Source organism: Pseudomonas sp. WS 5146, from assembly GCF_012985495.1.
Lineage (GTDB): Bacteria > Pseudomonadota > Gammaproteobacteria > Pseudomonadales > Pseudomonadaceae > Aquipseudomonas > Aquipseudomonas edaphica.
In genome coordinates this window covers 124653-137878 of record NZ_JAAQWL010000006.1, presented here as the reverse complement: position 1 = coordinate 137878, position 13226 = coordinate 124653, and the positions used below count along the sequence as shown (strand labels likewise).

The following is a 13226-nucleotide window of genomic DNA, read 5'->3' as shown; positions in this document are numbered from 1 at the left end:
TCCGCACCATGTCGCACGCTGCCTTCCCGCATCTGTTCGAACCCTTGGTACTGCGCGGCAAACGTCTGAAGAACCGCATCATGTCCAGCGGGCATGACACCTCGATGCCGACGGATAACCGGGTCAATGCGCAATTGATCGCCTATCACCGTGCGCGCGCCGAAGGCGGTGTGGGGCTGATTGTGTTGCAGGTGGCGGGCGTGCATGACAGTGCGCGGTACACCTCCCATGTGCTGATGGCCACCGACGACGCATGCATCGACGGCTATCGTGAGTTAGCCGATATTTGCCACGCTCAGGGCACCGTGGTGCTGTCGCAAATATTCCACCCGGGCCGCGAGATCATGGAGTCGGCAGACGGGTTGCTGGCGGTGGCGTACTCGGCGTCGGGAGTGCCTAATGAGCGGTTTCGGGTGATGCCACGGGCGCTCGACCAGGCGATGATCGATGAGATCGTCAGCGGTTACGCAGCGGCGGCCAGGCGCTTGCATCAGGCGGGAATTGATGGCGTGGAAGTGGTCGCCAGCCACGGCTACCTGCCCGCGCAGTTTCTCAACCCACGGGTTAACCGGCGCACCGATGACTACAACGGCGTGCTTGAACAGCGCCTGAGATTCCTGCGGGAAATTATTGCCGCAGTGCGGGCCGCGACCGACGCGCAGTTCATCATCGGCCTGCGCATTTCTGCCGATGAGCGCGACAGCGAAGGCCTTACCGAAAGCGAATCCCTGGAGGCCGTGCAACACCTGCAAACGCAGCTGGATTATGTGCATATCGTCGCCGGCACCTCGGCGTCCACGGGCGGCGCAGTGCATATCGTGCCGCCCATGGCCATCGCCGCCGCGTACCTGGCCGATGCGGCCGCGACGTTCAAAGCCAGCCTGTCGATACCCCTGTTTGTCACCGGGCGGATCAACCAGCCGCAGGAGGCCGAGCTGATCCTGGCGCGCGGCCAGGCCGATGTGTGCGGCATGACCCGCGCACTGATCTGCGACCCGCTGATGCCGGCCAAAACCCTCGACGGCCGCGCCGAGGATGTGCGTGCGTGCATCGCCTGCAATCAGGCCTGTATCGGGCACTTTCACAAGGGCTTGCCAATCTCCTGCATCCAGCACCCCGAGACGGGGCGCGAGCTGCACTTCGGTAACCTGCAACCGACGTTGAAACGCCGCCGCATCATGGTGGTCGGCGGTGGCCCGGCCGGCATGAAAGCAGCCGCTGTGGCCGCGCAACGCGGCCACGACGTGACCTTGTTTGAAGCCAGCGGGCAATTGGGCGGGCAAGTGCTGTTGGCGCAGTTGCTGCCACGGCGCAGCGAATTCGGCGGCGCCAGTACCAACCTGCAACGAGAGATGACGCTGGCAGGCGTGCGTGTGCTGCGCAATACCCGCGTCGACCGCGCCCTGGTGGAACAACAGCGACCTGATCACGTCATCATCGCCACCGGCGCCGAACCCTATTGGCCGGCATTCGAGCGAGGCGGCGAGCTGCAAGTAGTCGATGCCTGGCAGGTGTTGCGCGATCAGGTCACCTTGGGGCGCTCGGTGGTGGTGGTCGACTGGCGCTGCGACTGGATCGGCCCCGGCATCGCCGAGCGTCTGGTGCGCGCCGGCCATCAAGTGCAACTGGCGGTCAATGGCACGCACTGCGGGGAAAACCTGCCGCTGTATGTGCGCGATCAACTGGCGGGCGAGCTGCACCGCCTGGGCATCCCCATCATCCCTTATGCCCGCCTCTACGGCTGCGACGACAGCACGGTTTACTTGCAACACAGCGCCAGCGGCGAACCGATGCTGCTGGAGAACGTCGACAGCCTGGTGTTGTGCCAGGGCCATCAGCCAGTGGACACTCTGGGCACGGCGCTTGCCGGGCTGGTGCCGTTTGAACGCATCGGCGACTGCCTGGCGCCGCGCACCGCCGAAGAGGCGATCTACGAAGGACTCAAGGTAGCGTGGAAACTCTGAACGACGAACCGCAGCCACTGTTTCTCGGTACGCGCATTCGCGGCCTGCGCAAGGCACGCGGCCTGACGCTGACCGAACTGGCGCAACTGAGTGAACTGACCGCTGGCTATCTCAGCCAGTTGGAGCGCAACCTGGCGTACCCATCGATCCCGGCGCTGTTCAATATCGCCCGCAGCCTGGGCGTGACTATCCAGTGGTTTTTTGCCAGCGAGGCCGCCCCTGCCCCAGCGGATGAAGGCTATGTGGTACGTAAAAACAATCGTCAAAGCATCCGTTATGAAGATGGCATCGTCGACCAACTGCTGACGCCATTGCCCAACCACCAACTGGAGATCCTGCACTCATGCTTCCCACCCGGCACCTACAGCCAGCAAAGCTACAGCCATGAAGGCGAAGAAGCGGGCTATGTGTTGAGCGGCACCTTTGAGCTGTGGGTCGGTGAGCTGCATTTTCTGCTGGGTGAAGGCGACAGTTTCAGCTTTGCCAGCAGCGAGCCGCACCGGTATGGCAACCCGGGCAAGGTGGATACAGTGGTGATCTGGGTGATTACACCCCCGACATTTTAGGCCGCTGTAGCAAATGCAGACGTTTCCTACGGGAACTGGCGACAGTGGCGCGGCTTGCCATCAGTGGTGAGGCACCCAGTCGCATGCTATAAAAATGGCTACTTCTTTTCGAGGTTGTCGCCATGTCTTTATTGCATTTGTTGTTTGGGAAACCGACTCAGGACGATTGGGATCGAGTAAGGGATGTCAAATCCCGTAAAACCTGGAAGGTCGTACGTGGAGGCATCGGCCTGGACATCGATGAGGTTATCGCGTCAGAGGGTTACAAGGACGCTCTGCGCCAAGTGCAAAAAATGGAGTCAGACGACTCATGGGCCTGCTGATCATTGTGCCGTTACTGGTCAGTGGCTATCTGGTCTGCCTCAGGCACCCGTTTTTCTACTTGCGATTGCACCGATTCCAGGGACAGTTGCTTTACCTGCAGGTAGCAAGGCTCGGAATGCTCTGCCTAATCGTTGCCACGTTTTTGAGTGCTGCCCTGCTGACGTTATCAAAACAAGCAGCCTTTATCGCCGGGCATGAAGTTGCGGCGGACTACAGCCAAAAACTGGGTACGCTATTGGTACAACTCGACATTGCCAATGAGAAAAACTGCACGCTATGGGTTTTCATGTTGCAGGCGGGTATGACCACTCTGGCGATTCCTTTTTTCTGGGCAAGGCTATATGTACGCGCGAAGAAGAAAATGCTGAAGCTGGAAACCGACACGCAGCTCTACCATATGCTTTCGCTGGGTATTCTTGAGGGCACGCCATTCAAGCTTTTATTGAGAGAGTCCATCGTCAAGTGTGTGCCGTGCATGTTCAGTTTGAGCGACAGGAAGGTCTATGTCGGGATTGTAGTATTCGCAGGCACCCCCACGGAGTCCGAAGGCATTGGTCAGGGGTTCAGCCTGGTGCCCATACTCAGCGGGTACCGGGACAAGGACACATTGGAGGTCACGCTTCACACTCACCACGCCCCTATAAACCGCCCCAGGCCGATCCTGCTGGTTCAGGAAAACGTCGTGTCGGCCACTCGTTTTGACTTCACCACATGGACCCGTTCCCAGTCCCGCAGAAGCCGAAAGGCGCAGCAGGGGCAGTTCCATCTCCACCGCCCTGCGCGCCGCCCGGTAGAAGCCTCGCGCATCTGCGCATGAGGTTGGGTATCACGGCCACTTAAACATATCGTCCACCGGCACACGGTAGCCGGTCGCCAGGCGGTTGGTCTCGTTGGCCATGCCGACCACGGCCTGCAACTCGCCAAACATCTCGTCTGTCATGCCAGCCTTGCGTGCGGCGGCGGTGTGGGAGGCGATGCAATACGGGCAATTGTTGGTCACGCTGACCGCCACATACAGCAACTCCTTGGTCAGCGGGTCGAGAGCTCCCGGTGCCATGATTTCCTTGAGGCTTTCCCAGGTGCGGCGCAACGTCGGCGGGTGGGCGGCCAGGCATTTCCAGAAGTTGTTCACCTGGTCGACCTTGCGTGTTTGCATGATGTCGTCGTAAACCGCACGCACTTCAGGGCTGGCGTCGGCGTATTCGGTGAGGTGTTGGGTCATGGTCTTTCCAAGGCTGGCATAAAGCATTCTGGAATACCGCGCCACACCCATGGCTGGCAAGTGAAGCCGGTAAGCATCGGGTGACAAAGTTGACCAGCGGTCATGCGAACCCGTGCTGTTGTGAATCAGCGTGCTGGGCACAGCCTGCTCACCCTGACAAGGCCGCGGGCATTCGTGACTTGTGGTTAAGAGTCCTTTTCGCAATGGGCGGTTTTTCCGAGTGAACGACGGGCGGATACTCGACTCCATTGTTCACACCCCTTCTGGAGTTACTGATGTCTACCCCAACCCCAAACGTCCCCGCCTTCGGCCTCGGCACCTTCCGCCTGCAAGGCCAGGTGGTGATCGACTCGGTGAGCACCGGCCTGGAACTGGGCTACCGCGTCATCGACACTGCGCAGATCTACGAGAACGAAGCCGATGTCGGCCAAGCCATTGCCGACAGCGGCGTAGCGCGTGATGAGCTGTTTATCACCAGCAAGATCTGGATCGCCAATTTCGCCGAAGGCCAGTTGATTGCGAGCCTGCGCGAAAGCCTGCGCAAACTCAAAACCGATTATCTCGACCTGACGCTGATCCACTGGCCATCGCCGGAAGACCAGGTGCCGGTCGCCGAATTCATGGGCCAGTTGCTGGAAGCCAAGCGCTTGGGACTGACACGCCAGATCGGCATCTCCAACTTCACCATTGACTTGATGAAGCAGGCAATCGCCGCGGTGGGTGCCGAGAACATCGCCACCAACCAGATCGAGTTGCACCCCTACCTGCAAAACCAGAAGGTTGTGGATTTTGCCACCGCCCAGGGTATCCAGATCACCTCGTACATGACCCTGGCCTATGGCGAAGTGCTCAAAGACCCGGTGATCCAGCAGATCGCAGAGCGCCATCAAGCCACACCGGCGCAGGTCACGCTGGCCTGGGCCATGCAATTGGGTTACGCGGTGATCCCGTCGTCGACCAAACGCGTCAACCTGCAAAGCAATCTCGAGGCCCTGCACCTGACCTTGAGCGCTGCCGACATGGCGCAGATTGCCGCCCTGGAGCGTGGCCACCGCTTGACCAGCCCCAAGGGCATTGCGCCAAAGTGGGACTAAACCCCGGCCAGCGGTTTGCGCGATAACTCCCGCAGCCATGGCAACACCCGCAGGCCCGCCGTGGCTGCGGGTGGGTCGATGATGTCCATGAAGTGTTCGAGGTTGACGCTGTCCGGCACACCCGGCAACCGCACCAGCACCGCAGGCTGAGTATCAGCCGGTTCGCCCAGTTCCTGATGGTCATAGAGCAGCACATGCCGCACCTGAGGCTGCGGCCCGCAAGCCTGCAGCGCCAGCCCCGCATTAATGATCAATACGTCGAAGGGCTCGGCAGGGATCGCGGTGAGTATCTGGACTTCCTGGTAGGTTTGCACCGGCACAATGCGGTGGTAACCCAACTGATTGAGCATTTTTTCTATGTACAGTCGTTGCAGGTGTTGTTCATCGGCAATCAGGATGGTCAGTGCTTTGTTCGGCATGGCGAACCCCTGGGCTGGCAGCGCTCGTCAGTGAGCGAGCCCCATTCTCCAGACATATACCGAAGACAAAATCAGGCATGTTCCCCCTTCATGTAGGAGTTCTCCCAAATTCACCGAATGCCCCTCAACTGCAGTCAGGCCTGCTTGCAGTAGTCACCCATGCGCTGGTGCAAATCAGCAATTGCCGTGTCAATTGTTGCAACAGCCGCGCCTAATGTGCTGCGCTCCTGTCGCTCACACACCGCCTCCAGCATTTCGCAACTGGCTATCAATGGCTCGGCCTTGACCATTCGCGCCCCACCTTTGACGCGGTGTGCGAGGTCATGCAGCCCACTAAAACTATGCTGACGCGCCAGCAACGCCAGCATCGCGCGGTCTGCCTCCAAACTGTCGAGCAAGGCGCTCAAAAGCTCATTGAGCGCGGCGTGATCGTCTCCCGTGACGACCTTCAAAGCCTTTAAATCAAACCCTGGACCAGCGTCGGGTGACTCAGGGCCGAGCGCATAGACGCTCAGCGCAGAGCGCAAGTCCTCAAGCCCGGCAGGCTTGAACAGGCAACCATCCATGCCCGCCTGCCGGCAGCGCTCGGTTTCTTCCGGCTGGGCATTGGCGGTAAACCCCAGCAGCAGGCAGGCGGGCAAGCCATGCTCACGCTCTTGCGCACGGATTTCACGCGCCAAGGCATAGCCATCCTTGAGGGGCATGTTGCAATCGGTGATTACCACATCCGGCCGCTGGGTTTTCCAGCGTTCCAAGCCCTGGACGCCGTCTTCGGCGGTGCTGATGCGATGCCCCAGAAAGCTCAGCTGCCGGGCCAGCAGCAGGCGATTGGCCGGGTAGTCATCCACCACCAGAATGTCCAAAACACGCACGGGACGGGTAGGTTCCGGCGTAGCCGAAACCTCGGCCGCTATTGCTGCTGTGGTGGCCAACGTGAGTGCTACGTCCACCCGTGTCCCCTGCCCCAGCGTACTGCTCAACTGCAGTTTCCCCGCCATCATTTCGCATAGCGTGCGGCTGATCACCAACCCCAGGCCCGAGCCGCTGCGCGCCGACTGCTCGGTATTGCTGCCCTGGATAAACGGGTTGAACAGCCGCTGCTGGTCCTCGGCACTGATGCCTATGCCGGTGTCTTCTACCCACAAGGTGAGGTTCAATTGGCCGGGGTCCGATGCCAACCCACAGCGGCCGCCCAAGCGCACCCGGCCGTGGTCGGTAAACTTGATGGCATTGCTCAGCAGGTTGGACACCACCTGCTTGAATCGCAACGGGTCGATCAACACCGCGCAATCCATCTGCGGATCAAGCTCTACTTGCAGCGCCAAGCCTTTCGCGCGCGCCAACCCTTCGAATACCCGCGCCACCGACTTCAATAGCTCATGTAGGTTGGCCGGTTCAAGGGACAAAGACAAATGGCCGGACTCAATTCGGGCAATATCCAAAATGTCGCCGATCAGGTCCAGCATGCCGTGCGAGGCCACCGAAGCGACTTCCAGGGCGTCACGGTCGGCACGCCCTTGTTCAGCGTTGGCCAGCGCCAGCTCGATCATGCCGATCACCGCGTTCATGGGGGTGCGAATTTCGTGGCTCATGGTCGCCAGGAACGTGGTCTTGGCACGGTTGGCGGCGTCAGCGTCCTCCTTGGCTTCCTGCAACTGGCCCAGCAGCCGCTGGCGCTCGCTCACATCGACCCAACCGGCAATCATGCCCACGACATTTTCGTCGCCATCACGGTACGGCAGCATCCAGTGGTAAATGGTCAACACCTTGCCCGCAGGCAACCTGAGCACCCGATCATGAATCTGCGGTTCGCCCCGCTCCATCAACCGCAGATAGTCCTCATGGAATGACTGGGCCTGCGGCGGGTTGCCGGTGTCGGTCTCGATCACCGTCTTGCCGATCACCGCTTCAAGCTTGAAGCCAAACACGTCCAGGTAGGCACTGTTGCAGGCCATCAGCCGACCCTGGCGATCACGCACGTAGATCGGGTGGGGCGTACCGTCGATCAGCACGCCCATAAAGCGCATCTGGTCACTTAACGCGCGTTCGGCCTGAGCACGCTTGCGTATCAGGCTGCGCAGGTAAATCGCCCATCCCAGGGTGATCAGCAGCAATACCGCCGCCAGGCCGAATCCTTGGATAATCGTGCGGCGATGGCGTAGCCAATGGTCTTCGATGATGACATCGGTGCGCCATTGGCTGATCAGTTCATCCATTTCCTGAGGCGGGATGCTCAGCAACGCCTTGTCCAGTATCGAGTACAGCTCCAACTGCCCCCGGTTGACCCCGAACGTCATACGCACAGGTTCAGAGCCGACGGTGCTGGTCACGTGCAAGCGATCGCGGTACTCAAAGGCGATCAGGTAACGCGCATAGATCAGTGAACTGACGGCACCCTCGGCGCTGCCATTGGCCACCAGAGCCATGGCATCCGTAGGATTTTTCGCCTCCACAAACTGGATACCGGGATAGTCGCGATTGATGACGTCACGCAGCGCATTGCCGCTGGGTATTACCAGGCGTTTACCCAGCATATTTTCCAGTGTCATGGTGCCAGGCGTGTCGGTACGGGTGACCAGCACCAGTGGATTGGTCAAGTAGGGCCGCGTAAAACGCACCTGGTCAGAGCCTTCGAGGCTGGGCGTGACCACCGCCATCATGTCCGCCCGGCCGGAACGGACCGCCTCTATTTGCTGAGGCATTGAGCCGCCCGGGACCACATCGAACTTCAAGCCGGTGCGCAAGCTGATCCGGGATAGAACGTCTGCACTCAAGCCCTCTGATTGCCCTTGTGCCGTGAAGGATGCCAACGGCAACATCTGGTCGGACGCTACCACCCTCACCCGTGGGTGTTTTTCCAGCCAGCGTTGCTCGCTGGTGCTTAAGCGCAGGCGCTCGGTCCCCAGAACACCAAGATTGCCAGCACTCCAACGGCGCAAAATATCCAGCTGCTGGTTAGCCGGAATCGACCTCAGCGCGCTGTTGATGATGCGCAGCAAGCGAATATTGTCCCGGGCCAGCGCGAACGCAAAGGCGTTGGACTCCAAAGTGGAAAAGTCCGCCAGCTGTACATTGTTGAGGTGGTTGCGGTTGATCTGGTAGTGGGCGGTGATGGCGTCTCCGAGGTAGACATCGGCACGGCCAAAAGCCACGGCGCCGATGGCTTCGAAGACCGACGCAAACAGTTCCACATGGGCCTTGGGGTAAAACGCCTCGACCACATCGGGCGGCATATAGTGATAAAGCATCGCCACACGCTTGCCGGCCAGGTCGACACTCAGGGACTGGGTGTCTCCGGTACGGGTGACCAGGATGGGCTGATCATTGGCATAGGAGCGCGAAAGGACGAGTTGCGGGTCCCCCGCTTCAAACCCGTTGGCCGACCCCAAGAAATCGATAGAGCCCTGCTTGAGCGCCTCAATCACTTCATCACGGGTGTCATAGCGGCGCACTTCAACGCTGACGTTGAGCGCCTGGGCAAGCAACTTGGCATAGTCGGCGGTGACGCCTTCCAGTTCATCGTTATTGTTGGTCAGTTCGAAAGGCCCGTAATCGGGCGCGGAAACCCCCATCCACAGCGTGCGGCGCTCACGCAGCCAGTGCCAGTCAGCGTCCCCCAGCACCACGGGCGGGCCATTCTCGTCGAGGCTGGAATGCCCCAGCAACCGCAAGGTGTGGGGCTCATCAAGGGCCGCAGCGAGCAACGGCAGCAGGCTCATCAACACCAGCATGATCAACCGTCGGACCTGGGCAAGGATCATGTCGATTCAGATCAGATGATTACGCTGGGCAAACTTGGCCATGTGCACCACAGACGTCATCCGCAGCTTCTCCTTGAGCCGGGTCTTGTAGGTGCTGATGGTCTTGTGGCTCAGCAGCATATCTGCAGCAATTTTGTTGTTGGTAAAACCCAACGCCAACATCCTCAGCACTGCCAGCTCGCGGTCTGAAAGCGAGTGCACCAGCTCGTGCTCGGTGGTCTGCAAATCATCACGACGCACCGAACTGCTCGGCAGACTGGGGAAGCAGTTGTAGTTGGACATCACCGCCTTAATGGCTTTTTGCAGCTCCTCCAGCTCTCCGGTCTTGGCGACAAACCCCATGGCGCCTGCACGCATGCACCGCGTGGAAAAAAACTCCGGCAGATACGACGTCAGTACCAGAATTTTGCACGGCACACCCAGCGCCTTGACCCGGCTGATCACCTCCAGCCCACCCAGTTTTGGAATGGCCAGATCGAGAATAATCAAGACTGGACGCTTCTCTCTAACCTTCTGAAGCGCGTCCGCCCCCGTACCGGCTTCCTCGATGTCAGTGAAGCCTTCGCACTTGAGCAAATGCTTGACGGTTGCCCGTATAAACGGATGATCGTCCACAACTAACACGGTCCCACTACTTAGCGCTTTGCTCATATCACTACCCTGAAAAGAATAAGTACCCTTACACATCACACGGGACACCACTACCTGTGAGAAATGACAGTTTCGACCAGCGGTACTGCCGTCACTCAGGTGGTCCGCTTCTATCGAAGTCACATCGAGCACGTATAGCCAAACCGTGACCACCGGCTAGCTGCAAGTGCGCAACCTTAACAACGAAATGACGTATTGACCGAAGGGGCAATCCCAATCAGATGTAGGATTTTTCTTCGCAAAAGTAGCCGTTGAGCGCGTGTCAGTCAGTGGTACTCGGGCTCCAGAACGCTTGCACCACCAGTGTCGAGGTGGAAATTCGCGCCACCAGCGCGTCCAGTTCGTCGCCGTCTACCGAGGTCGCGGCCAGGGTGGCCTCGATCTCCACTTCTTCGCTGCCGAACGGCCGCACATCGACGTCGCTGGCCGGGTAGTTGCACCGCGCCAGTTCGGCCTCCAGCAGCACCATCACTGCCTGCTGCTGGCTGCGCTGGGCGATGACATAGAGGATGTTGGTGACCTCCGCCGACACCACGTCCAAAGGCTGACGGTTGATGTTATTGACGATCGGCCGCAGCAAGGTGTTGGCCGCCAGCACAAATAGCGTGCCCAGCAGTGCTTCGAGGATCAGGTCAGCCCCCGCACACGCCCCCACCGCTGCCGAAGCCCACAACGTCGCAGCAGTGTTGAGCCCACGCACGTTGCCTTCTTCACGCATGATCACGCCAGCGCCCAAAAAGCCGATGCCCGAGACCACGTACGCAACCACCCGCACCGCGCCTTCCGCGCCACCCAGGCGGTTGGCCATGTCGACGAAGATCGCCGCGCCCACTGCCACCAGCACATTAGTGCGCAAGCCCGCCGTGCGCTGGCGGTACTGGCGTTCGAAACCGATCAAGCCACCGAGGATAAACGCCGCGGTAAGGCTGACCACGGTATCGACTAAAGAGTTGAGGTTGATGTTGTTGATTGCCTGCATAAAAATTCTCCATGACTGCTGCGCATGCCAGAAACCTTAGTGCAGGTACGACCGACTGCACCGTCCCCGTTTAAAGGCACGGTCAGCTTGGCCCGCCCGCCGTAAAAGGCAGGCGCGTCCGTAGCATCCCAAGTGATTTGAGGTGCTGGTCAGCGTCGATGAGAGGGATGCAGGCAGGTGCCAGGACTGGCCGCTGCCGGAATACCGCTTCTCGCTTTTTGAGGCGAGACAACGGCATCAGGAAAAATGCGCGTTACCTTGCCAAGTATGTGCCAGTTACCGAAACCGGCCGACGACTGTCGCTCGAACAAGTACCCACTGAGGGTCTCCGCTATTGATGAAAACGCGCGGAGTTTACGCCGCGTTTTCGAGGGAGTAAACCGTAGGAGAATTTACCATAGGGGTTTAGGTGGATTGTTCAGGGTGAGTTCAGCAACTGTTTTTTGGGTCACGCCGAAGATCAACTGTGGGAGCTGGCTTGCCTGCGATAGCGGTCTGTCTGCTGGAGGTTTATTGCCTGACACTGCGTCATCGCAGGCAAGCCAGCTCCCACAAGGAGTGTGCACGTCCGCTATTACGGCATATCGGGCCGATCCCGCTCAACCCGTTTCAAGTACTCGTCCATCTGCCCACCTGCCAGCGGCTTGACCTGAATAGACACCCTGTTGACCTGCCGACCCATCCTGATGCCTTCACGCGTGCGCACCTGCACATACCCAAGCTTGGGCCAGAAGCGCTCGGCCTTGGTATTTCCGACCACCACCGTCAACCGCAGCCACTGGGCACCGTTGCTCACCGCCCACGCTTCAAGATCGGCATGCAATTGTCGCGCGAACCCGGTGCCATGCAGGCGCGTATGCACCAGCAGCAAACCGATATGCCACACGCCGACGGCCAGCAAGTCGGCCGCGATGTTCACGACGGCGGCCAGTTGGTCCTGCGTATCGCGATAACCCAGCCAGTACATCCGGCTGCAACGCCAACCTGCCGGCAACTGACCCTGTAACTCTTCGTGCGCTTCGGTCGGTGTGGCCGGCTCACCATTGACCGCGATGAAATACTCGGGTGCCTGGTCAAAAAAACACTGCAGTTCGGCCGCGTCGCCGTCGTACAGTTCAACCACTCGAATACCTTCGAGTGCGCAATCAACCTCCATGTTTACTTCCCCTTCAATCGTCGCGCGTCAGCACTTCCAACAACTCGATTTCAAAGCGCAGATTGCTGTTGGGCGTGATATGCGCGCCCATCGAACGCTCGCCATAGGCCAGGTGCGCCGGCACAAACAGTGTGCGCACGCCACCCACCTGCATGCCCATCAAGCCCTGGTCCCAGCCCTTGATTACGCGCCCGGTGCCGATCACGCACTGGAACGGCTTGCCGCGCTCCCAGGACGAATCGAACACGGTGCCGTCTTCGAGGGTGCCGGTGTATTGGGTGGTGATCAGCGCCCCCTTGACCACGGCTTTGCCGGTGCCCAGGCGGGTGTCGGTGATCTGGAGTTCATCGTTGCTCATGGGGCTCTCGTTGGATGAGTTAAGACTGGGGTTTTCCCAGAATAAAATGAGCTTGGCAAGTGCGCCCTCGCCACACCCTTATGCCGATCGTTCCTTACAACCAATGCCAGAACCGGCTCCAGAACCCGCGGCCCAAATCATCCTTACAGCGCGCATATTGCGCCGCGTACATCTGCGAGCGCGCCTGCACCTTGCTCGCCACCGGCGGCAGCCAGGCTTTGGCCGCATAGGTACGCTGGCGATAGCCGCCCCAGCCTTCGTGGTAGTTCAGGTATTGGCCGTAGGCGTCGTATTTGTACACGCCGTTGATGGTGTAGGTCTTGTCCATGTACCACCCCACAAAGTCGATGGAGTCATCGAAATCCTGACGGCTCGCACCGCTGCGGCCGGTGCTCTTGCGGTAGTCGTTCCACACTTCATCCTTGGCCTGGGAATAGCCTTCGGCGGTGGACACGCGCCCCCAGGGGATGATCCATAGCAGGTATTTGCGTGGTGTCTTGGCATCCTGGCGGAAGCCCGACTCTTGATACATGATCGCGAACGGCACCTGGATCGGCACGCCCCAGCGCTTTTGCGTGACCTTGGCGGCGTCGTACCAGTCATCTTTTTCACGGAAGATGCCGCAGATGTCGTTTGGCGTGCGTGGCGGCGAAGTACCGCACGCCGCCAACAGGGAGGTGAGTAATAACAGTCCGACAGCTTTACCTGCGCTCAAGGGGCACCTTTGCGTGA

The 13226-nt window shown here is 59.7% G+C and carries 12 protein-coding genes; 4 read left to right on the top strand and 8 right to left on the bottom strand.

Annotated features, from left to right (window positions below; all coding sequences use genetic code 11):
• Positions 1-8 precede the first annotated feature (8 nt).
• The 3 genes from HBO41_RS17300 (at position 9) to HBO41_RS17290 (ending at position 3671) form a co-directional block, all read left to right on the top strand.
• Positions 9-1964, top strand: a complete 1956-nt coding sequence (locus tag HBO41_RS17300) for an FAD-dependent oxidoreductase (RefSeq protein WP_169987090.1) — start codon at positions 9-11, stop codon at positions 1962-1964.
• Positions 1952-2530: a cupin domain-containing protein gene (locus tag HBO41_RS17295; protein WP_169987088.1), complete on the top strand. Its 579-nt coding sequence runs from the start codon at positions 1952-1954 to the stop codon at positions 2528-2530. The genes HBO41_RS17300 and HBO41_RS17295 overlap by 13 nt, the downstream gene beginning before the upstream one ends.
• A gap of 310 nt (positions 2531-2840) precedes the next feature.
• Positions 2841-3671, top strand: coding sequence for a hypothetical protein (locus HBO41_RS17290; protein ID WP_169987085.1), 831 nt, complete (start codon positions 2841-2843; stop codon positions 3669-3671).
• A gap of 9 nt (positions 3672-3680) precedes the next feature.
• On the opposite strand, the gene HBO41_RS17285 is transcribed toward HBO41_RS17290, so the two are convergent.
• Positions 3681-4076: a carboxymuconolactone decarboxylase family protein gene (locus HBO41_RS17285; protein ID WP_058420656.1), complete on the bottom strand. Its 396-nt coding sequence runs from the start codon at positions 4074-4076 to the stop codon at positions 3681-3683.
• Positions 4077-4351: 275 nt separating this feature from the next.
• Here HBO41_RS17285 and dkgB point away from each other — a divergent pair, with 275 nt between their 5' ends.
• Positions 4352-5170: a 2,5-didehydrogluconate reductase DkgB gene (dkgB, locus tag HBO41_RS17280; RefSeq protein WP_169987082.1), complete on the top strand. Its 819-nt coding sequence runs from the start codon at positions 4352-4354 to the stop codon at positions 5168-5170.
• On the opposite strand, the gene HBO41_RS17275 is transcribed toward dkgB, so the two are convergent.
• The 7 genes from HBO41_RS17275 to HBO41_RS17245 all read right to left on the bottom strand — a co-directional run bounded on the left by HBO41_RS17275 (position 5167) and on the right by HBO41_RS17245 (position 13209).
• Positions 5167-5589 carry a hypothetical protein gene (locus HBO41_RS17275; protein ID WP_017138999.1) on the bottom strand — a complete coding sequence of 141 codons (423 nt, stop codon included), beginning with the start codon at positions 5587-5589 and terminating at the stop codon, positions 5167-5169. The genes dkgB and HBO41_RS17275 overlap by 4 nt on opposite strands.
• Positions 5590-5723: 134 nt before the next feature.
• Positions 5724-9350: a transporter substrate-binding domain-containing protein gene (locus tag HBO41_RS17270; protein WP_169987079.1), complete on the bottom strand. Its 3627-nt coding sequence runs from the start codon at positions 9348-9350 to the stop codon at positions 5724-5726.
• A 6-nt stretch (positions 9351-9356) separates the two neighbouring features.
• Positions 9357-10001 (bottom strand): response regulator transcription factor, encoded by a 645-nt coding sequence (locus tag HBO41_RS17265; protein WP_026013841.1) that lies wholly within the window; start codon positions 9999-10001, stop codon positions 9357-9359.
• Positions 10002-10263: 262 nt separating this feature from the next.
• Positions 10264-10980, bottom strand: coding sequence for an MgtC/SapB family protein (locus tag HBO41_RS17260; RefSeq protein WP_017138996.1), 717 nt, complete (start codon positions 10978-10980; stop codon positions 10264-10266).
• A gap of 574 nt (positions 10981-11554) precedes the next feature.
• Positions 11555-12136: a GNAT family N-acetyltransferase gene (locus HBO41_RS17255; protein ID WP_099547667.1), complete on the bottom strand. Its 582-nt coding sequence runs from the start codon at positions 12134-12136 to the stop codon at positions 11555-11557.
• A gap of 13 nt (positions 12137-12149) precedes the next feature.
• Positions 12150-12494 carry an FKBP-type peptidyl-prolyl cis-trans isomerase gene (locus tag HBO41_RS17250; RefSeq protein ID WP_017138994.1) on the bottom strand — a complete coding sequence of 115 codons (345 nt, stop codon included), beginning with the start codon at positions 12492-12494 and terminating at the stop codon, positions 12150-12152.
• 94 nt (positions 12495-12588) lie between these two features.
• Positions 12589-13209 carry a hypothetical protein gene (locus HBO41_RS17245; protein ID WP_017138992.1) on the bottom strand — a complete coding sequence of 207 codons (621 nt, stop codon included), beginning with the start codon at positions 13207-13209 and terminating at the stop codon, positions 12589-12591.
• Positions 13210-13226 lie beyond the last annotated feature (17 nt).

Excerpts from the sequence above, each read along its gene's own strand:
- HBO41_RS17300 (WP_169987090.1), top strand. The coding sequence starts at position 9 with ATGTCGCACGCTGCCTTCCCGCATCTGTTCGAACCCTTGGTACTGCGC.
- HBO41_RS17275 (WP_017138999.1), bottom strand. The coding sequence starts at position 5,589 with ATGCCGAACAAAGCACTGACCATCCTGATTGCCGATGAACAACACCTG.
- HBO41_RS17250 (WP_017138994.1), bottom strand. The coding sequence starts at position 12,494 with ATGAGCAACGATGAACTCCAGATCACCGACACCCGCCTGGGCACCGGC.
- dkgB (WP_169987082.1), top strand. The coding sequence starts at position 4,352 with ATGTCTACCCCAACCCCAAACGTCCCCGCCTTCGGCCTCGGCACCTTC.
- HBO41_RS17260 (WP_017138996.1), bottom strand. The coding sequence starts at position 10,980 with ATGCAGGCAATCAACAACATCAACCTCAACTCTTTAGTCGATACCGTG.
- HBO41_RS17285 (WP_058420656.1), bottom strand. The coding sequence starts at position 4,076 with ATGACCCAACACCTCACCGAATACGCCGACGCCAGCCCTGAAGTGCGT.
- HBO41_RS17265 (WP_026013841.1), bottom strand. The coding sequence starts at position 10,001 with ATGAGCAAAGCGCTAAGTAGTGGGACCGTGTTAGTTGTGGACGATCAT.
- HBO41_RS17270 (WP_169987079.1), bottom strand. The coding sequence starts at position 9,350 with ATGATCCTTGCCCAGGTCCGACGGTTGATCATGCTGGTGTTGATGAGC.
- HBO41_RS17255 (WP_099547667.1), bottom strand. The coding sequence starts at position 12,136 with ATGGAGGTTGATTGCGCACTCGAAGGTATTCGAGTGGTTGAACTGTAC.
- HBO41_RS17290 (WP_169987085.1), top strand. The coding sequence starts at position 2,841 with ATGGGCCTGCTGATCATTGTGCCGTTACTGGTCAGTGGCTATCTGGTC.